Source organism: Aquimarina macrocephali JAMB N27 (assembly GCF_000520995.1).
Lineage (GTDB): Bacteria > Bacteroidota > Bacteroidia > Flavobacteriales > Flavobacteriaceae > Aquimarina > Aquimarina macrocephali.
In genome coordinates, this window is record NZ_JACA01000015.1 from 87,949 (window position 1) to 108,533 (window position 20,585).

At 32.8% G+C, this 20,585-nt stretch carries 16 protein-coding genes; 12 read left to right on the top strand and 4 right to left on the bottom strand.

The features are described 5' to 3' along the window. Positions 1-2 precede the first annotated feature (2 nt). Complete coding sequence (locus tag Z054_RS0111895) at positions 3-923, bottom strand: T9SS type A sorting domain-containing protein (RefSeq protein ID WP_024770292.1); 921 nt, start codon at positions 921-923, stop codon at positions 3-5. Positions 924-1,135: 212 nt separating this feature from the next. Between Z054_RS0111895 and Z054_RS0111900 the strand changes: the two genes are divergently transcribed. From Z054_RS0111900 to Z054_RS0111910, 3 genes are read left to right on the top strand one after another with little or no spacing between them, the layout of a single operon-like run. Continuing rightward, a complete protein-coding gene (locus tag Z054_RS0111900; RefSeq protein ID WP_084050300.1) occupies positions 1,136-1,762 on the top strand; it encodes a trimeric intracellular cation channel family protein in 627 nt (208 codons plus the stop codon). A 55-nt stretch (positions 1,763-1,817) separates the two neighbouring features. Next, positions 1,818-2,288, top strand: coding sequence for a PaaI family thioesterase (locus tag Z054_RS0111905; RefSeq protein ID WP_024770294.1), 471 nt, complete (start codon positions 1,818-1,820; stop codon positions 2,286-2,288). Positions 2,289-2,323: 35 nt separating this feature from the next. Then, positions 2,324-2,980 carry a class I SAM-dependent methyltransferase gene (locus Z054_RS0111910; RefSeq protein WP_024770295.1) on the top strand — a complete coding sequence of 219 codons (657 nt, stop codon included), beginning with the start codon at positions 2,324-2,326 and terminating at the stop codon, positions 2,978-2,980. A 130-nt stretch (positions 2,981-3,110) separates the two neighbouring features. Here the strand turns inward: Z054_RS0111910 and Z054_RS28390 are convergent, their stop codons facing one another. Further along, positions 3,111-3,506, bottom strand: coding sequence for a winged helix-turn-helix transcriptional regulator (locus Z054_RS28390; protein WP_035091615.1), 396 nt, complete (start codon positions 3,504-3,506; stop codon positions 3,111-3,113). Positions 3,507-3,597: 91 nt separating this feature from the next. On the opposite strand from Z054_RS28390, the gene Z054_RS30180 reads away from it, so the two are divergent. Together Z054_RS30180 and Z054_RS0111925 are read left to right on the top strand one after the other, a co-directional pair. Further along, positions 3,598-4,419 (top strand): MBL fold metallo-hydrolase, encoded by an 822-nt coding sequence (locus tag Z054_RS30180; protein ID WP_024770296.1) that lies wholly within the window; start codon positions 3,598-3,600, stop codon positions 4,417-4,419. A 63-nt stretch (positions 4,420-4,482) separates the two neighbouring features. Next, positions 4,483-4,935, top strand: coding sequence for a GNAT family N-acetyltransferase (locus Z054_RS0111925; protein WP_024770297.1), 453 nt, complete (start codon positions 4,483-4,485; stop codon positions 4,933-4,935). A gap of 84 nt (positions 4,936-5,019) precedes the next feature. On the opposite strand, the gene Z054_RS0111930 is transcribed toward Z054_RS0111925, so the two are convergent. Continuing rightward, positions 5,020-9,984, bottom strand: coding sequence for a GEVED domain-containing protein (locus Z054_RS0111930; protein WP_161635284.1), 4,965 nt, complete (start codon positions 9,982-9,984; stop codon positions 5,020-5,022). Positions 9,985-10,868: 884 nt separating this feature from the next. On the opposite strand from Z054_RS0111930, the gene Z054_RS0111940 reads away from it, so the two are divergent. From Z054_RS0111940 to Z054_RS0111970, 7 genes are all read left to right on the top strand, one after another. Then, entirely contained in the window at positions 10,869-11,255 is a 387-nt protein-coding gene (locus tag Z054_RS0111940; RefSeq protein ID WP_024770299.1) for a hypothetical protein, read from the top strand. 333 nt (positions 11,256-11,588) lie between these two features. After that, on the top strand, positions 11,589-13,922 hold the full coding sequence (locus Z054_RS0111945) for a TonB-dependent receptor (protein WP_024770300.1): 2,334 nt from the start codon (positions 11,589-11,591) through the stop codon (positions 13,920-13,922). Positions 13,923-13,975: 53 nt separating this feature from the next. Beyond that, positions 13,976-15,217, top strand: coding sequence for a PepSY-associated TM helix domain-containing protein (locus tag Z054_RS0111950; RefSeq protein ID WP_024770301.1), 1,242 nt, complete (start codon positions 13,976-13,978; stop codon positions 15,215-15,217). Positions 15,218-15,410: 193 nt separating this feature from the next. Next, positions 15,411-15,845 (top strand): hypothetical protein, encoded by a 435-nt coding sequence (locus Z054_RS28400; RefSeq protein WP_035091618.1) that lies wholly within the window; start codon positions 15,411-15,413, stop codon positions 15,843-15,845. Between the two features lie 69 nt (positions 15,846-15,914). After that, positions 15,915-16,739, top strand: coding sequence for an OmpA family protein (locus Z054_RS0111960; RefSeq protein ID WP_024770303.1), 825 nt, complete (start codon positions 15,915-15,917; stop codon positions 16,737-16,739). 191 nt (positions 16,740-16,930) lie between these two features. Beyond that, positions 16,931-17,884 (top strand): bifunctional helix-turn-helix transcriptional regulator/GNAT family N-acetyltransferase, encoded by a 954-nt coding sequence (locus tag Z054_RS0111965; RefSeq protein ID WP_024770304.1) that lies wholly within the window; start codon positions 16,931-16,933, stop codon positions 17,882-17,884. A 435-nt stretch (positions 17,885-18,319) separates the two neighbouring features. Then, positions 18,320-18,766: a hypothetical protein gene (locus Z054_RS0111970; protein ID WP_024770305.1), complete on the top strand. Its 447-nt coding sequence runs from the start codon at positions 18,320-18,322 to the stop codon at positions 18,764-18,766. Between the two features lie 88 nt (positions 18,767-18,854). On the opposite strand, the gene Z054_RS28405 is transcribed toward Z054_RS0111970, so the two are convergent. Continuing rightward, positions 18,855-20,585, bottom strand: a 1,731-nt coding sequence (locus Z054_RS28405) for an Ig-like domain-containing protein (protein WP_024770306.1), incomplete at its 5' end; no start/stop codon positions are given.

Below are 20,585 nucleotides of genomic sequence, written 5' to 3' on the forward strand. Positions count from 1 at the left end.
TGTTATTCTTTTATGATTTTTTTTCTTAATGTTTTGCTTTTTGTATCTATTACAAGCCAATATACTCCTCTATTCACCTCAGAAATATCTAATTCAGGAGTGTTTTGTTTCTGTAAAACTTGCTCCCCAACAAACGTATACAAAGTAAGTTTCTTTACTATTTCTTTAGATCGAATATTAACAAAGTTATTTGCTGGATTTGGATATACGATGATATCATTACTTACTTTTTTACCTGATTCTGGCACCTCATCAGAAAGAGGCCCTAAATCTATCAATCCTCCTGTACTACCTTGGACGCATATGTCGCTATAACCAGCCATTGCATCTTTTCTCCAATGCCCATTAGTAGTAGGCGTAAACCCCGAGTCTATATTAATGCAAGTTAACTTAGGGTTATTATCTGCAAATAAAGTAAAATTAGGATGGTGATTATTTCCATTTGCCACATCTAATGTTTTGAGATTTGGATTATCATAACAATATACCGATTGCAAAGATGAATATGCACTTACATCTAAATCGACTAACTCATTATCTGAACAGGTAAGTACAATTAGATTAGGATTGTTACCTAAATTTACTTTATTAATTTTATTTCCGTCTACTTGTACAGTTATTAATTTTGTGTTATTACTTAGATCTAGCTTTATTAACAAACCACTTGCAACAACAAGTTGTCTTATGTTTATAAAAAATTCTATTCCTGTTAAATCATGTATGAATGGAGTCTGCCCAACGGATAGAAGGCCACTATAATTTTGTGCTTCTGAAACATCTATTTCTCCGTCATTATTCAAATCTATTGAAGGAGAATGATGTATCAAATCATTTTTAAAGTTAGGGTCAGGAAAATTGATACTCTGACTGTAACTGTTTACTGCTATAAAAAATAAACCTAGTGCAAGTAATTTTTCTTTCATTTTTATCGTGTTTTAAGTTTCGTTTAATAAAAATAATAGTTAATACTTCAGACCAGCAAAACGATTTGTGAAGAGTAATTTGAGTTTGTGAAGTGTTCGGATAATTAATCGCTTCTCTAAAAATACGTTTCTCCATATTACATAAACAACATGAAACTTTAATGTTTTAAAATTAGATAAGTTATATTACATTTAACCACAAAATAAGCGAAATGACAATTTTTAATATCTTAGATATTCTAGGGACCATTGCATTCGTAATATCGGGTTCACTAAGTGCAATGAACCGAAAATTAGACTTATTTGGTATTTTTATCATTGCATTTGTTACTTCAATAGGAGGAGGTACTATTCGGGATATACTCATTGGTAATACTCCGGTTTCCTGGATGCAAAATACAACCACTATGTATTTGATAGGCGGGGTTACAGTGTTTTCTATCATTTTTAGAAACAAACTCGATTATCTTAAAGGATCAATTTTTTTATTCGATACCATTGGATTGGGGGTTTTTACTATTATAGGAGTCGAAACAGGAATTAATGCAGGGTTAGCACCTATTGTTTCTATTGCTCTGGGAACTACAACCGGTTGTTTTGGTGGAGTAATTCGTGATATTTTATGTAATGAAATCCCTGTACTCTTCAGAAAAGAAATATATGCCACAGCCTCTATAGCTGGTGGAATATGTTTTATGGTTTTATATTCATTTGATTTGGATCAGAACATCACATATATCTCTACTGCCCTGTTAATCATTCTAATTCGATTACTAGTAGTAAAATATAAAGTATCATTGCCATTATTCACTACAGCAAACAAAGATCTTACTAATTGATTTTTCTAAATAATTAGTATCTTATTAGGCTCAATTTTGTTATTTTTCACATAGAATGAAATTCAAACCTAAATCAGCTACATATAAGAAAAAAGTTAAAGAAAGCTTTGAACGTCAACAGTTCATGAAGTTAATCAATGCACAATTAATAGACGTTCAGCCAGGGTATTGTGAGATTCATGTACCTTATCATTCGAGTTTAACACAACAACATGGCTTTTTTCATGCAGGCATAATTAGTACTATTGCTGATAATGCAGCTGGATATGCCGGATTTTCATTGATGGAAGAAAACTCCTCTGTTTTAACAGTAGAGTTTAAGATCAATTTGATGGCACCCGGAGATGGAGAACTGCTAATAGGAAAATCAAGTGTATTAAAAAATGGAAGAACATTAACCATTTGTAAATCCGAAATATTTATTATTAAAAACGGAAATGAAAAGCTATGTGCTGCTGCACAACTAACATTAATTGAACTCAAAAACAGTAGTGATCAGAAAAGTAGTAGTACTGGTAAAAAATAGACCTAAATTATTATATAACTTTTTTTAAATATATAATGACAGAAGAACAACTTAAAGAAATAGCCCTACAACTGCGAAAACCCGAAGGTGATTGGGGAATAGAGATGGGTAAAAAGATGAATGCCGGTAATAAATTGATCAACCTTCATACTATTGATGTATTGAACCCAAAGGCAAACGATGTTATATTAGAAATCGGTATGGGAAATGGTTTTTTTGTAAAAGATATTTTTAAACTAGAAAATACAATTCAATATAAAGGTTGTGATTATTCTAAGGAAATGGTGAGCAAGGCAACTGCATTGAATGAAAAACTAATAAAAGAAGGAAAGGTTGATTTTTTCATTGCCGATGCTGACAAAATCCCTTGTGAAGATGCAGAGTTTAACACAGTTTTCACTATTAACACTATTTATTTTTGGGAGGACCCTAAACGTGTTTTAAAAGAGATTAGAAGGGTTTTAAAGCCTAAAGGAAAACTGATCATTTCTTTAAGGCCAAAATCAAGTATGGCAACATATCCCTTTGTAAAATATGGGTTTGATATGTTTAACAAATCAGAAGTTATCCAATTATTACACAGAAATAACTTCATGGTTACAGAACATATTGAAAAAGAGGAACCAGGACAAGAAATTGATGGAAAAACAATGAAAGTGGAAACCTTGATTGTTTGTGCTCAAAAAAACTAATAAATGGTATAATGAGTATCACTCAATCCATAGAATTATTTGCCGCTATAAATGTAGGAATAGTAGGGTTATCTAATCATAGAAGGAGCTTTTTGATTAGGAAAAGATTACTTTTAATGAAACGTTTACATTATCGTAAAGATTTAGAATTATCCATAAACCAATTACTTAAGTCAATAATTTTATCTGATAATTCAAAACCAAATTTCGTGAGAGAATATTCCACTTTGGGAGGGATTTCTGGATAAACCTTACGTTCTACAATATCATATCCTTCTAACTTCTTCAAAGTAACAGCTAACATCCTTGAGGAAATTCCATCTATATTTTTTTTTAATTCATTAAATCTAAGAACTTCATAATACCCCAAATTAAAAACACATAACAAACTCCACTTATCCAAGGTAGTTGCTAGCAGGTTTTTTGTAGGGCAAAACCCTTCTTTTAAGTATGGAGCAGTAGAAATAAAATATTTTTCAATTTTTTTCTTCAATCTAACCTGTTGTTTATCAGTATTAGTTATCATAATGTTACTTAATTACTAATTTGTAAGTTATTGTTTATCAGAATATTTTGAATTATTTTCGGTTACTTAAAGTAACTTAAAGTATAAATATATGAAAAATTTAAACATAGATTTTAAATGGATCGGTGCTTCGACATGGATATTAAAAGTTGGAGATCTTAAAATTGCTTGTGACCCTATTCTTTGTGATATAAACACTATAATCGATCTGAAATTTTTTAAAGCTAAAAGACGAACAAAGCCTCAATTTGTAAATTCGGATTTTGATACTATTGATATTTGGTTGTTGACTCATAATCATGCAGATCATATCGATGAGCTAGGAATGTCTAAAATATCATCAAGCTCAAAAGTATATTCGCATAAAAACCTAAAACCCTGGTTTACCAATAGATCTTTAGAAAATGTTTCGTTCATGAACTGGACAGATAAAATCCATACAAATAGTAATGGATATGAAATAGAAATTGAAGCAATAACTTGTGTTCATGGGTCTAACTATATATCAGCTATATTATGTGGTGGAGTTAACGGTTATTGGATAAAAATCAGGAAAGATGGTCAATCACTAGAGATTTATGTAACAGGAGATACTATCAATCATTCTAAAATGAAAAAACACATTAAAGGACGTAAAGCAGATATTTTGATCCCCAATATGGGAGGAGGTGGTTTAGACAAATTTGGTGGTCCTTTTTCATATACAGCCGATCTTTTAAAAGACACCGTAACAATCACCAGACCAACTGTTATCTTACCTGTACATCATACATCATTCTCATTATTTAAGGAACCAATTGAAGAACTATATAAATGGAATGATGATAGAATTATAGAATTTGGCGAAGGGCAAACTATAAATCTTCAAGAGCATATATTCAAAAACAATACAGGTTTTACTTCCAAAATATAAGATAGTATTACTTTTATAAAAGGATAATTATATGAGCCAGAGTGTTCTGTATATACACATACTATGAATTTTAGAAAAGCAACTCAACAAGATGTTCCTTTAATCGTACAAATGATTGCTAACGATAATTTAGGAAAAACCAGGGAAAACTATCAAATTCCTCTCCCCAGAGAATATTTTGAAGCCTTTACAGCTATTAATACTGATCCAAACCAAGAATTAATTGTAGTAGAAAATAATGATTTTGAAATTATTGGCACTTTACAACTATCTTTCATACAATACTTAACATATCAGGGAGGAATACGAGCACAAATTGAGGCTGTGAGAATTAAAGAGGACCAAAGAGGTAAAGGAATTGGGCAAAAAATGTTTGAATGGGCCATAGAACGGGCAAAACAAAAAAAAGCACATGTACTACAACTTACTACAGATAAAAAGCGTCCCGAGTCCATACGATTTTATGAGAAATTAGGATTTATAGCCTCACATGAAGGTATGAAACTTCATTTTTGAGATTGAGTCTTTTAATTTATAAAAAAAAGGTTGCTTTTTCAAGCAACCTTTTTATCAATAACACTACCTATTAATAACCTTTTATTAATATTTAAAAACTCTTAATGTTTCTGTTTTTGTATCTGTCATTATTTTCACAAAATAGCTTCCAGACATTTTAATCTGCTGTCCTAAAGTTATTTGCCCAGGGTTTTTTCCATATTTTTTATGGATCAATAATTTTCCTTGTATGTCATAAACTTTTACTACCAAGTCCCTTTTATCCAATGTTGATGTATTGATTACGAAGTTCTCGGTAAATGGATTAGGAAAAATAGTAATTGTATCGTCTAAGCTATTATCATCACGATTTTTTAACTTCAGTACTTTTGTCGTAATGGTTTGATTTGGATTCGTATTATATGCATAATCCAAAATAGTATAGGATAAGCCATCATTGGCTACTGATATATGAAACCAACCGTAATGTGTATTACCGCTAATTTTAAAAGTAAATCCTACAAAGCCTGATTTCCCTTTCCAATCAGTATAATCAGAAGAACTTACAATATAGCTATTAGATTCTGCTCTAAAATTACTAGCACTATCAATTCCTATCCCCTCTCCTATCAATGTCACATTTTTACTAGTGTCTACACAAACAAGATCTTTATTATAGGTAACTAACCTTACCGCATTACTAGAATACCAGGCACCATAATCTTTATCGTCTCCAACTTCTATTCTAAAGAATTTCCAGCTATTAGACGAATTTACTGTGATATCATTTATATCCACATAAACTACTCCAGTATCCGTATTACAAGGAGTACATGAACCGCCACAATCTACTCCGGTTTCATTTCCATTCTGGATACCATCGCTACAAGTAGGTGTAGAATTTGCTCCTACAGTAATCGTATAATCTTCTACTTCACCATAATCAAAAGAACCACATGGTGATGGGATTGTATTATACCTCATAGACACTCTCATTCTGGTATTTCCATTTTTTGCACCATCAGGAATTGTGAAGTTTCCATTTACAGAAGTATCTTTTGATGCCGCTTTGCTCAACACTTGTTCATTAGGATCTTCAAAATCTCCATCCTGATTATAATCTATCCATACACTATAGGCTTCTGTATAACTAGTACCTGTCCAAGTCGGGGTTATAGTAATCGTATGTGCAATTCCTTTAGACAAAGCTGTAGATACAGAAGTAAAGTCATTATATCCTCCACTTCCTGCTGCAGATGTATTATCAATTGTTCCTAATTGAACTCTGCCAATATACTCATCAGATACACTATTTCCATTTGCAGCACAGTATGTCAAAGTAGCACAGGGAGCACATGAACCGCCACAATCCACTCCTGTTTCATCTCCATTTTGGATACCATCACTACAGGTTGGTGTAACCTGACAAGGAGTACATGAGCCGCCACAATCTACTCCGGTTTCATCACCATTTTGGATACCATCATTACAGGTTGGTATTGTGCTATTTCCAACATAGATAGTATAATCTTCCACTTCTCCTATATAGATATCTTTACCACAAGGAACTATTGAATTTACATCTCCATATGCCATTCGTACTCTCATACGCAGCGGGGTTCCTGTAGGTGCAAAAGAAGGTGCTGTTACCGAAGTACTGTAGGGACCTGGACCAAAAAGAGAAAACACTTCTTCATTTGTATCTATAAAATCTCCATCTTGGTTCCAATCAATCCAAACTCCAAGTGCATTATATGTCCATAACTCATTTTGAGCCTTTATAGACAATATTGTTGGCTGTCCTTTTTGAACAATTGTAGACAAATTAGTATAATTTTTATAAGGAATATGACCACTGCTATTGTTAATATCTCCAAAAACTACCTGAGTGATATGTACATCATTCAGAGCACCAGAACCTTCACAAAAAGTTATTGGAGCTTTTTCTACCTGTATCGTTACCGATTTAGAACTTGTCACACCATTATTATCATAAGCCGTGATCGTTAATTCATGTTGCCCCGGACTTAAAAAATTTAGCTTATTTATATGAGTCCATTGGTAAGGTGCTGCATAATCAGTAGAAATTAACTGTCCATCCACTTTTAATTCTGCTTTTTCAACTTTCTCATTATCCCTTATAACTGTTTCTACAGCAATATTTTCTTTTTGAACAAAATTCTGTCCATTAGAAGGTTTCAGTAATGTTATTGTAGGAGGAGTATTAACCGGAACTGGATCATTGGTAACTATTATTGAATAATCTTCAATTTCTCCAATACTGTTTTGCGTTCCACATGGTGTTATATTACTTTCTGCACCATAACTCAATCGTACTCTCATTCGGGTTGTACCTAGTTTTGCACCAGACGGAGGGGTGATTTGTTGATTGTATGGTCCTGCAGCATATTTATGAAAAACTTTTTCTCCAGGATCTATAAAATCCCCATCTTGATTCCAATCGACCCATACCCCTAATGCATTATAGGACCAATGTTCATTTTGTACTGTAATATCCAATAGAGTACTTTCGTTTATTCGTACTATTCCAGCCAGCGAAGTATAATCTACGTAGGATGTTGTATATCCAGAAGTATTCTCAAAATTTCCTAATTGAATTTTAGTGATGTGTACATCATCTGCTCCTTCTTTATTGGTGGCACTACAATATACATTTGCATTAGAAGGGTATACTGTAATATAATTCTGAATCGTTTTTATATCACTGCTTCCTGCAATTCCTTTTGCTGTTAAAGTAACATTATACGCTCCTGGAGAGTTATATGTTATCTGCGGCGTTTGTTGATTGGTTGCACTAGAAGGAGACCCAGAAGGAAAAGACCAGTCAAGACCTGTAAGATAACCAGTAGATTCATTTACAAATTTTATTTTTCCTCCGGCAATAGTTGTTTTATTTGGAGCAAAAAAATCTGCTACCGGATTATCACTGATATCGGCATCCTTAAGTGGCCCTGTGATTATAAAATCGGCAGAACGACTACCTGATGAATTTAAATTTTTAAAATACCCTACAGTATATTTAAAATTATTTACGAGTTTATTTTCTCTAAGCTTCAATATAACATTGTCTAGCTGTTTTGCAATATCTTTGGGAGCTGTTCCTACACCAGACCCCGTTATTTTACCTTCTATTTTAAAACGTCTATAGGATTTTACGGCATCTATCGCAACCAAAATATTACTGGTATTGGGTAGGTTTCCTATTTCATTTTGAATTGCAGAAGAGCTTCCTATACTAATTTGGTTATCATCAGACCAACTTGTTGTAGGTTGCCATCCAATTACTTGTTCATTTTTGACCTTAAGTAAAAAATTATTATACGAAGTTTCCCCATTATTTCTAAGTTCACTTACAAAATTATCAAATCCGGTAATATCATTATTTCTGGTATAATCAAAAAAGCGTTTTAAATAGTCAAAATTGTTAAGATACCAATTGTACCAGGCAGCGTTTCCATAAGTATAATGGTAAAAATTTCCACTTGTATAGCTCGAATTAAAAACCGTATTAAGAGTTGGCCAACCTGACCCTTGGTTTATTATTGCTCTGGTATTTTGCGCTAACATTTGTACTCCATTAGTATCTGTAGATCCAGCAAAAAAATCAGCCATACCTTCTTCATACCAAACTAATCTACTATTGTTATATATTTCTGATGATCCCCAATTACCTGGCACCAAATATCTTCCTTGTAAATAATGACAATATTCATGTCTAAATAACGATTCCAGAGATAAAGAGCTTTCTACTCCAACAGTTCGGTCCCAGGTATAAAAAGTCGCAATCCCTTCGAGATACATTCCTCCATTATCAGTACGAATACCAAATAACAATGGTGCATAATCATCATATTGCTGCTTAGAACCAAAAACTATCATATTAATAGTAGTATTAGTATCTCCTGCAACCGGTTGATCTGTCTGCAATAATCTAAAAAACTGACTTTGGACTTGTTTAGCAGCATGATACAGGTTTTGTATTTTTTCATCACTAAGAGGAGTGCGAATGATCATTTTATCATCATCATACGATACTGTCTTTGGAAACAAATACTCTTCTATTTCTTGTCGTATCGACAATGGATGCTGGCAAAGATTATATGCACTACAATCTCCATATTTATTTAAAGCCATTTTTGCTTTTGCCCAACTTGGAGACAGCTTGGGAAAATAATTCGTTATGGCAGCCAAATGCCCTTGTATGTTGCCAATAAGCTTATCTGATGCTGCTAATATAGCCAATGCTCCTGCTGCATTTTGCCACAAATACTGGAAATCTCCTCCTTTATTAATCAATGCACTATTCGTTGCTGCTTTTGCCAACAAATCAAGAGATTGTTTATCATTAACCAGTGCATTTACAAAATCAGTATTTACAGTATTATAAAAAGCATTATAAACTGCATTCATCCCTTTTGCATACGCTTTTTGTATAACAGGATCAGTAATAGGTTTCCAGGTTTCGTAGACCGCAAAATCCCGTATCACTCTTTCAAAAAGGTTGATAATAGCAGGGTTATGACGTGATTTTATATCTCCTCCAACTATAAGTAATTCCTCTAATACCCCCATAGCATATATGTTATGCTTAAGAAGTGACGAGTTATTCCCCAAACTAGAGATCGCCAATTGTATTGTATTATAAGTATCTGGTGTTAAATCAATTGAAGCTTGATTAAAATCCAGATAAATGGCGATGTGCAAATAAATTGTTAATCCATACATCCCTGTACTGTTGGTGCCATTATATGTAGATGCAAGACCCCTTATTTCATTGGCTACCGCTTTTACTTTATCATTAGAAAAAATACCTGGTGAATAGGCACTATAGTTAAATAAATCCCTGTAACAATCATAATCCCCAGTCTGTCTCATAGCACTAATTAATGCATAAGTAGATAAACTACCCCATTGTGCATTGGTACTATATTGACATGCAGCTTTTTTAACTATTCCAAAAGTATTGTCTTTGGCTTTAGCACTAGGAATAATCCCATCATTTTGATGGGAAACCCTTGAACAATGATCTGATGAATGATCTGATGACATTGGTATGAGATTCTGATTTTGAGCAAATGATAATTGAATTATCATTATTAGGCCAAAAAATAGCCATTTTGTTTTTTTCTCATATAGAGAATACTGTAAAGGTTTCATAAGATTTGTGTAAATAAAATATCCCTCGATCTATTATAGGTTTAACGATCAAGATATATAAGTTAAGGTTTTAAATAAATAAGTATATTTCGAGATCATAAAGGATATCCTTTATACTAAAAAATAAATTCTAAGCCCTTTATAATGTTGTCCATAAATAATACAACACTATAAATCAAATAGTCATTTAACATCTATATAAACGAATATGTTATTTGCGTTTATCAGATGTTTCTTTGTTTCTTAATTGTATGTAAAAACCAAAGTGTGTGTTTCTTTTAAAAAATAAATCACGCCAACAATTATGCTGGGCCAGTATCTTCATAAATACCTCGAAGTGCAGAAATAATTTCGTTCTTAAGTTCAAAAAAAATTGAACGTAGTTGATTGTTTTTCATTGTTTTAAAGTTTGTGTTTCTTAGTTAGCATAAAATTAGTTGATTTAAAAAATGAATATCAATAGTATATTACCCAAAACTGATTCAATATTAACCTTAATTTGATCGTTTATCTTTTTTAATGGTATAAATAGTATTTCATAAACCAAATAAGTTTAAAATCAGGAGAAATACGATCAACGAAAAATATCTCTCCCAAAAGCTCAAAACAGCTTCTAAACAATAATAAAATGTCGTTAAAGTGGCTCATACAGATGTTATTCTATTACTATAAAACTTTAAAAATCAGACAATAACCTTTTTAACAATAGCTTATTGGCTTTTTAGAATAAAAGAATAATCCAAATTTGTATTTTTGCACAAAATTTATGCATACTGATGAGAATTCTATTCTCCATACTACTATTTGCTTCTTTTGCCATACGTCCTGCTATGGAAATCAGTACTGTACTCTACTACCAACTTAATATTGATACTATTGTAGAAAAATATTGTGTAAATAAAGAACGCCCTCGTCTTAATTGTAATGGTAAGTGTTATTTAATGAGTCAAATGAAGGCTAAGACACAACCATCGAAAGAAAATTCTGATACCACCATCATTACAGAAGCTTTTATTCCTTTATTTTTTCAAGAAAATACAATACAAATAAAAAATACAAATCCGTTCGTTTCAGAAAGCACTCAGAATTGGAAATTAAAAAACTGCCGTTTAAAAACTATCTCTAAAGATATTGATCACCCTCCTGAGTACCTCTTTTCTTAATTACATAACATATTTTGAATTTAATTTTTGAATAGATCATCGGTTCTTATTCAAAAATTACTATTACAAAAAATTCAACATTTTTTAATATCAAAAAGATGATATCTCCTGGTATCGACGCTTAGATTTTTAGTTGAATATACTCATAATAGGATTCAAAAATCATCAGCCCAAATACTTGGGCAAAGAAAAAATCAAACTCTTTGTCAAGTCTTGTATGAAAAGGTTTTTGAGTTCAAATTATTTGTTTTCGACTTACCGCACTTTAAATTATAGTGTTCTAAGTGATCCCACATAATAGGAAGAAATCATCATTGCAACTCATTATATACAATGAAAAACATATTAGTTTATGCTGTTACTCTATGTTTAGGAGTATACGGTTATACACAACAATCATATAAAGGAAAAATAGTAGACAGTGCCAATCATCCATTATCGGGAGCAACTATTATCGAATCTAATAGTACCACTAATGGAGTAATGAGTGACTCGGAAGGGGTTTTTAAAATCACATTAGAAAATTCTACAGAAGTCACTATCAGTTTTCTGGGATATATCTCCAAAAAAGTAAGTTTAACAGATGCTTTTAATACCATTAAATTAACAGAAGATAATGTAGCCTTAGAAGAAGTTTTGGTAACCTCTGCCAGTAGAGAGGTTCAAAAACGTTCTGAGGTACCTGGATCTATTGCTTCAATACATACACAAGCTATTGCAGAAACCAAAGCTTTTGGTATTGATCAATTGGTAAATCAGGTGTCAGGAGTATTTATGTCTACCTCCCGATCAGCAAGTAATGAACAACATTTTATGGCTGTTCGTACTCCTATTTCTACAAAAGCGTTATTCTTATACCTGGAAGACGGTATTCAAATTCGACCTACATCAGTATTTAATCACAATGCATTATTAGAGATGAACAACACCTCTTTTGGTCGTGTTGAGGTATTAAAAGGTCCGGCTTCTAGTATTTATGGTAGCGAAGCTATCGGAGGTAGTTTTAATTTTATTACCAAAAACCCAACAGAAAAACTTGGTGGTAGTGTTGGATTTCAAATCAATGACTTAGGACTCACTCGATATGAATTCGAAATTTCTGATCAAACCAGTGAAAAATTCGGTTTTTATCTCGGAAGCCATCATGTACAGCGAGAAGATGGTCCTATAGAACATAGTGATTATGAAAAGTTAGCTGTTACTTTTAAAACAGTATATGATATTACCGAAACCGCAAGATGGACAACTGTTTTCGATCTTATAGATTATCGATCTGACATGTCTGGTTCTCTTAGTGAATCCAACTATACTGAAGGAAATTATGAAAGTGATCAAACGTTTACCGAAAGAGAAGCAATTACATTTAGAGTCAGAACTACACTAGACAAATTTTGGGACGACACCAATAAAACTTCATTCAATTTTATGGTTAGAAACAATCGAATGGATCAAATTCCTTCTTATAGAATACGGCAATTTAGAAATCAAGGGCAGTTAACAGGATTAGGTTCGGGGGAAGTAAACTCGAACCAGTTTAAAAGCTTTGTGGGATTAATCCAACATAAGTTAGATTTCAACTTTGCTAATTCTTCTTTAATTATTGGCACTACAGCAGATTATTCCCCACAAGATTATGTAGCAGAGACCATACAAGTTGTTGTTAATCCCGAAACGGGAAGAAATCTGGGATACACTGTTAACTCCAGAGATTTTATCCTTAATTATAAAGCTAATATATTTAATTATGCTGGCTTTTTTCAATATGAGATATCGCCTATCGATGCCTTAAAAATTACTGCAGCATTACGTTATGATGGTTTTGAATATGATTATGACAATCAAGTTGAAACTACAGGCGTAAATGACGCTGTCGATAATTTTAATAATCTAACTCCTAAGTTAGGTCTCAATTATAATTTTAATACAAAAACCGGAATGTATGCAAACTATTCGCAAGGGTTTGCACCACCACAGGTTTCTACATTATATCGCAATCGAAATGAATTATTAGGCATAAAACCAAGTCGTTATCATAATTACGAAGTTGGAGGTTATTTTACTATTCCTTCAAAATTAAAATTAGATGCTGCTATTTATCTTCTCGAAGGGCAAAACACCTTAATCACCTTACGAGATGCAGATGATAACTTTTTTAGTACCAATGCTGGTAAAACAAGATCATATGGTATCGAATATGGTATAACCTGGATCCCTATAGCAGGGTTATCGATAACTCACAATGGTAGTTATGCGCAGCATCGCTATGTAGAGTTTTTTGATAGAGGAATTGACTATTCTGATACCGACAGAGAAACAGCTCCTAATCTATTGGGAACTTCTTTAATTACATATCGTAAGAAATATGAAAACAGTTTTGGATTCAGCTTAACCGCAGAACACGAATTGGTAGGTAAATACAATACAAGTTTCGAAGATCAGATAGATAATGAAAATGGCACTTTTGATACTGCAACCTATAATGGACACTCTGTTTTTAATCTTAGAGCTACCATTCAATATAAAGGTTTTGAAGTATGGGGTCATGCACTTAACATTTTTGATGAGTTGTATGCAGCGAGAGCTTCATTTAATAGATTTAGAGGAGAAAATAGTTTCACAATTGGTAATCCAAGGGCTTTCCATCTTGGAGTGAAGTATAACTTCTAATAACCAGCCCTCACAGGTTTTTAAAACCTGTGAGGGCTAATTTCACATAAGAAATGAAAAAGAATAAAAAATTAAATCAATGGCTTTGGAAATGGCATTTTATTGCTGGATTAATATCGCTTCCGTTTATAATTGTACTTTCTATAACGGGCGGGATATATTTATTCAAAGCAGATTACGAGGCCTCGAAGCAAAAGCATATTAAAGAGGTTATTGTACAAGGAGCTCCTATTTCTCTCCAGGAACAATGGGGAATCGCAAACAAAAATGCTATTAAAAAACCCAATACAATGATTTTAACTTCTTCTGCCAATCAGGCAACCGAATTTATATCAGGGCGTTTTGGTGGAAAAAGTAGTGTATACGTAAATCCATATTCAGGTGATATTTCTGGAGAAATCATTACTAAGGATACAAATATGTTTAAAATCCGAAAATTACACGGCGAATTACTAATGGGTACGTTTGGCACCAAAATCGTTGAGCTTATCGCTAGTTGGATGGTAGTTCTCATACTCACCGGGTTATACGTTTGGTGGCCCGAACGTGGCCGGAAAATAAAAGGTGTTTTTATACCCAGAACAAATCAGGGAAAGAGAACATTTTATAGAGATATACATGCTATTACAGGGTTTTGGGTTTCTGGATTATTACTTCTCATTTTAGCCGGTGGTTTTCCCTGGACAGATGTGGTTGGCAAAAATTTTAAAGACCTCCAAAAAATAACCAATACAGGCTATCCTGCTACATGGAAAGGACATCAATTGCAATCAAAGGATAAAGGGGATGCCTTAACATTAGATCAAATGGTAGCCAAAGCAGAAACACTTCACCTTCCTGGAACAGTACTAGTTCACTTTCCAAAAGGACCAAAAAGTATTTTTAGCGTATCTAATTTAAACCCATCAAACCTAGATACTCAAAAAAAGATTCACTTTGATCAATATTCTGGTAGGCAAATATTATCTAATAATTGGAACGATGTAGGGGTCTTAATGCGTGGTCGAATGTGGGTCATGGCATTTCATCAAGGAGAGTTTGGAGCCTGGAGCTGGTGGTTGATGTTACTAACTGCAATAGCATTAACTATAATGAGCATCTCTGCTTTGGTTTCTTACATAATGCGAAAACGTAAAGAGGATTGGGGGGTTCCAAAAGTGCCTGTGACTTTCAAAATCGGATATGGAGTCATCGCACTAATAGGAATCTTAGCTATCGTATTTCCACTATTCGGAATAAGTGTTCTTTTGATCATTGGTACAGAATATCTAACAAAAAAAATCAAGAAATCTTAATCTAATGTATATGTTAACTTTTATTCTAATCACAGCAATTTCATTTTGCCTGCTTTGTATTATTATACAAATGCATAAAATGAATAAAATCGGACAGCAATACAAAGCGGCTAAACTTCATAAGAAAAAGGAAAAACAATATCTTTGAAACGTTTAGAGTAGCAACAAAACAAAAACTTAAAAAATTACAATTATGAAATTATCATTTTTATACGCAACTTCACTACTACTATTAGTATTCACATCCTGTAATCAACTTTCTAAAGAAGAACAAGAATTTGACGTTCTCATGCAAAAAGTAATTGATGTACATGATGAAGTTATGCCAAAAATGGGTGAAATGAGTAGTCTTATAAAAGATCTAGAAACTAAAATTGATACCACTGCCCAAGGAAAATCATATGCAAAAGCACAACAAGAAGTAAAAGATGCCTATGATTTTATGATGACCTGGATGAGTGATTTTAGTGATAAATTTCCTCATGAAGAAGAAGGCAGCAAAACAGATCCTGAAAAAGTATCTTCGCAAATAAAACTACTTAAGGAAGAAGAAATTAAAGTGAATTCATTAAAGGATCAAATCAATTCTAGTATTAAAAATGCAAAGCAACTATTAGAAAAGTCATAACGACCAGTTGCCATGTTATTTATAAAAATGTTTTACTTTAGCAATTGCAACAAATCATATTAAAGATCGATGAAAAAAATTATTTTATTTGTTTGTGTATTGTTTATTTCGACTTTGTCTATTCATGCACAGAAAAAAAAGGACCTTCTTGAAGAAATAAATAAGCTAAGAAAGGAATTAAAAACTACCGAAGCTGAGTTAAATGATTCTCGTAAAAAAGAAAAAGCAACATTAACTCAGGTTGAAACAATGGAGATACAAGTAAAAGATCTAAAAGAGACCAATGCTTCTCTTTTGACCAATATGAGTAGTTTTACCCAATTATCTAATCAGAAAGCTAAAAACTTAGAAACTTCTCTTGAAAGTCTTCAGGAAAAAGATAAACAGATTAAGACGATAAACGATGCCATTGGTAAAACAGATTCTACCAAACTGGCTACGTTAACAGTTTTAAAAAATGCACTTGGTAGTGATGCTAATATTGCCGTACAAAATGGAGCTGTGTTAATTACTTTGGCCAATACATTACTGTTTGGTGAAGATGATAATAATTGTGTTATCGAAGATAAAGCAAAAGGTGTCTTGGAAAAGATAGCAAATGCTTTAAATGCGAAACCTGATTTAAAAATCATTGTCGAAGGAAATAGCAATGCAATTAATTTTAAAGATAAAAGTATTAGCGATAATTGGGATCTTAGTACAAAGCAAGCTGCATCGGTAGTAAGGACTCTACAAAATGATTTTAAAGTGGATCCAAAAAGAATGGATGTTCTGGGAAAAAGCGAATATGGTTCGCAAAGTATAGAAACTGCTACCAGAATTATAATTGATCCAAAATTTGATGAGTTCTATGGACTTGTTAAAGAAAACATGAAAAACGGATCCAAAAAGTAAAAATATTCCTATTTTTTATAAAAGAAACCCGGTCCATTCGACCGGGTTTTTTAGTAAAATAAAATATAAGCTTTAAAACTGCTTTGTAGTACTTTACCTCTATCACAATATCTTCGGAAAAATGAATTCATTTTGAAAAAAGAAAGTAAATCATTATATTTACGTAACTGATTACGTAATTAATTATCCAAATGAATTTTTTTGACAATATTGGTATTATAGCAATTGGCACCAGGCTTAGAATGTTAAGTGAAAAGATGACAGAAGATGCTACGAAAATTTATGAAATGTATGATGTGGATTTAAAGCCAAAATGGTTTCCTGTGTTTTATGTTCTATCTCAGAATAGCGAGAAATCTATTACTGCGATAGCCAATGAAATTGGTCACTCTCACCCCTCTGTAAGCAAAATTGTTCGTGAGATGGTTAAAGAACAAATTTTATGCGAAAAGAAAGATAAAAATGACGGGAGAAAAAATAATATCGAACTGGCTCCCAAAGGCCTACAGATAGCAAATCATATTAAAGATCAATATACCGATGTACAAAAAGCTGTAGAGATTACCTTAAATCAAAGCAGGCACAATATGTGGCACGCTATTGAAGAGTTTGAATTTCTTTTGGATCAAAAATCAATGTTTCAACGTGTAAAAGAAGAAAAGAAACTTAGAGAAATAAAAAAAGTTGAAATTGTTCCTTATGAGGACAAATATAGAATCCCATTCAAGAACCTTAATGAAGAATGGATTACTACCTTTTTTAAGATGGAAGAAACGGATCGTAAATCTCTGGATCAACCAAAAGAATACATTTTGGATAAAGGGGGTGAGATATTAGTTGCATTATACGAGAAGGAACCTGTTGGTGTATGTGCCTTAATAAAAATGGAAGATCCTCACTACGATTTTGAACTTGCCAAAATGGCTGTTTCTCCACAGGCAAAAGGTAAAGGTATAGGTTGGTTATTAGGGAAAGCTATAATCAAAAAAGCGCAAACATTAAATGCTCAAAAAATATATTTAGAAAGTAATACCGTACTAAAACCTGCTATTAATCTGTATCATAAACTGGGGTTTAACAAAGTGGTGGGACATTCAACTCCATATGAGCGATGTAATATCCAAATGGAATTGATATTAGACTAAAATATGGCTATAATCTCGGCGTTGGCTGGAGTTGAATCTAAAATCCTTTCATAATGGATTTGTTTACTTGTTTTACCTCAGCTCCTCCACGCCGAATCATAGCCTGATATTTCTTTAGAATATTCAATTCAGATTTTAAAAATAATAATTTGAATCCGTATTCTTATTCAAAAATTAAAGATTTGAATACACCGAATATATCATACAGGTAAGAAAAACAATAATTACAGAACCATTATTCTATAAATAGAAGTGCCAATTTCTTTGGAAAACCAATACATCTCAAAAATATTGACAGAAATAAAACCAACTACCTCATCACATATAATTTATTTAAAATCAATATCTTAACACCATCACAAAAGTTAATCCAGCTCTTTTTATCTCACCATTTTTTTGTAACTTAATAAGATACTGATTTAAAACCTCTCAATCATGAAAACCTTAGTACTGATTCTATTAGGGGTGTGCTTTTATTCTGCCGTTACGCATCAGAATAAAGCTACCGTTACTGAGCCTTATAACCTTGAAGGTGTTTGGGAACTTAAACATCAATTTCTTTATGAAGAGAATCAAATAAGCGATACTATCTTAAATCAAAATGGATATCGCCAGGTAAAGATGTACAGCAAAGAAAAAGTGATGTGGACCCGGTTTGATCCAAAAGACAAAAACGAATGGTTTGGCTATGGTACCTATACAATTAAGGATGGTATCCTTGAAGAGCGCTTAGAATATGCTTCAGGGCCAATGATGAAAATCGTAGACACTATTCAAGTTTTTAGATTTGAACTAATGATGGATTCTAACTCTTATCAACAAATTAATATCGATAAAAACGGGCAATATACACTTGCCGAAAATTATAGTAGAGTTGAGTAAATCCTTTTCAAGAAAATTAAATCAAAAATAATGGAGTCCAGATATCTGGACTCCATTTTAAGTAGTACACTTAGAAAATTAAAATAAATTACTCTCTAATTATTTTGCCTGTTGTTTTGTTTTTGGAAACTGAAATCGTATAAAAATACATTCCCGATTCTAGTTCACCGATATCAAAACTCTTAACACTTTCTCCTCTTTGAAGCTTGTTATTTTGAAAATTATAAACTTCAACTCCATTAGTATTAAATATCTGGAATCTGAAATAATCAGAACCTGATTTAGAAATAGAACCATCTAAGGCAACATTAATTATATTTCCAGAAATAGGATTAGGAAATACTTTTCCTACACTACTTTGCGTATTAGCTACAGCAGTTCTGGCTCCTAATCCATCCAAGTATGCTCTATGACTTGAAGAGAAGGTAGAATTATTTACCAAATCCCAATTTATAGACCAGGTCATTAAACCTCTAAAACTAGGATATGTAGAACTGGTTGTATAGGTTCTTCCAGGATAAGAGGTTCCCTTAATCAAATAATCCAGTGCTTGTTGTACAACAGCTTCAGAAGTATATCCGCTTCCTGCTGCTTGTGTCGTAGCAGGTAACCCAATAGCAACCTGATCTGCTCTAAGGCCAGGGAATGTAAGCCCTGTTTGAGCAACTGGGAAACCAGTAATTAACATTTCTGCCATTGCCACATGAAAATCTGCAGTAGCTGGTTGGTATATTTTTCCATCTCCCCCAAACATAGAACCTGTATTATAGTGCTGTACATGAATATAATCCATTTCATTACGTAATGCATGAATTACAGGTAAATATGCTCCAAAAATTCCAGAATAATTTCCATAGGCACCTTGTACATATGCTGTTTCGGGAGCCATACTTAATATAAATCTATTTGCACCAATATTGGTTCTAATTGCTTTTGTTGCAGCAATAAGATTCTTAATCTTTGTTGTAGTTGGATTCCTGAAATCTGAATCCCCGCTACCTAATGAAAGAGAACTTCCTTCTAAATCTATATCCAATCCATTAAAACCATAAGTATTAATAATATTGGTCATAGAACTTATGAATAAATTCTTTTCAGTATCATTATTTAATTCTACTCTGGCATTAGCGCCTCCGATAGAAATTAGCACTTTTTGTCCTCTACTCTTTACAGTAGCAACATCATCTATAAAAGCTTGAGTATTTCCATTATAAATACTATATGGACTAAATTGCATATCAGAACTACTTCCTCCTTTAGGCTCTGCAAATGCAATACAAATCACATCCCAGTCTCTGGATACTTCACTCAATCTTGGAGTGGTCGATCCATTATCAAAATTATGCCAGTACCCTACCAATATTTTTCCTGGTAAGTTATTATTTCCTCCATCTACTCTTTTTCTTACAGTAACAACTTCTGATGTGGTTTGGTTATTCTCATTATCAGTTGCTACAGCAGTTAGAGAGTAACTTGCGGATTGTGCGTTGGAAATTGTAAAAGAATACGGGTTAGTAGTATCTTCTCCTAGTTTTGCAGTTCCATCAAAGAATTCTACTTTAGTAACAGTTCCATCATCAGTTGCTGTAGCATTAACAACAACAGAACTACCAGCGGTATATGTTGCTCCATTTGAAGGTGATGTGATATTTACTACAGGAGAGCCTCCTGTTCCTCCTCCGCAATCGCCTGTCTTTGACCAGGCATCCTGCCAATGAGCTCCAGTACCAGGTGCATAAGCCCATCCTGCTGCTGAAGAGCACCATCCCGGAATATTACATTTAAATTTTTCGCCTTCATTTTGTACTTCCTGATCTTT

Bases quoted from the DNA above. Each gene is read 5' to 3' on its own strand.
- Z054_RS0111895 (WP_024770292.1), bottom strand. From the start codon at position 923: ATGAAAGAAAAATTACTTGCACTAGGTTTATTTTTTATAGCAGTAAAC.
- Z054_RS0111900 (WP_084050300.1), top strand. From the start codon at position 1,136: ATGACAATTTTTAATATCTTAGATATTCTAGGGACCATTGCATTCGTA.
- Z054_RS0111905 (WP_024770294.1), top strand. From the start codon at position 1,818: ATGAAATTCAAACCTAAATCAGCTACATATAAGAAAAAAGTTAAAGAA.
- Z054_RS0111910 (WP_024770295.1), top strand. From the start codon at position 2,324: ATGACAGAAGAACAACTTAAAGAAATAGCCCTACAACTGCGAAAACCC.
- Z054_RS28390 (WP_035091615.1), bottom strand. From the start codon at position 3,506: ATGATAACTAATACTGATAAACAACAGGTTAGATTGAAGAAAAAAATT.
- Z054_RS30180 (WP_024770296.1), top strand. From the start codon at position 3,598: ATGAAAAATTTAAACATAGATTTTAAATGGATCGGTGCTTCGACATGG.
- Z054_RS0111925 (WP_024770297.1), top strand. From the start codon at position 4,483: ATGAATTTTAGAAAAGCAACTCAACAAGATGTTCCTTTAATCGTACAA.
- Z054_RS0111930 (WP_161635284.1), bottom strand. From the start codon at position 9,984: ATGTCATCAGATCATTCATCAGATCATTGTTCAAGGGTTTCCCATCAA.
- Z054_RS0111940 (WP_024770299.1), top strand. From the start codon at position 10,869: ATGAGAATTCTATTCTCCATACTACTATTTGCTTCTTTTGCCATACGT.
- Z054_RS0111945 (WP_024770300.1), top strand. From the start codon at position 11,589: ATGAAAAACATATTAGTTTATGCTGTTACTCTATGTTTAGGAGTATAC.
- Z054_RS0111950 (WP_024770301.1), top strand. From the start codon at position 13,976: ATGAAAAAGAATAAAAAATTAAATCAATGGCTTTGGAAATGGCATTTT.
- Z054_RS28400 (WP_035091618.1), top strand. From the start codon at position 15,411: ATGAAATTATCATTTTTATACGCAACTTCACTACTACTATTAGTATTC.
- Z054_RS0111960 (WP_024770303.1), top strand. From the start codon at position 15,915: ATGAAAAAAATTATTTTATTTGTTTGTGTATTGTTTATTTCGACTTTG.
- Z054_RS0111965 (WP_024770304.1), top strand. From the start codon at position 16,931: ATGAATTTTTTTGACAATATTGGTATTATAGCAATTGGCACCAGGCTT.
- Z054_RS0111970 (WP_024770305.1), top strand. From the start codon at position 18,320: ATGAAAACCTTAGTACTGATTCTATTAGGGGTGTGCTTTTATTCTGCC.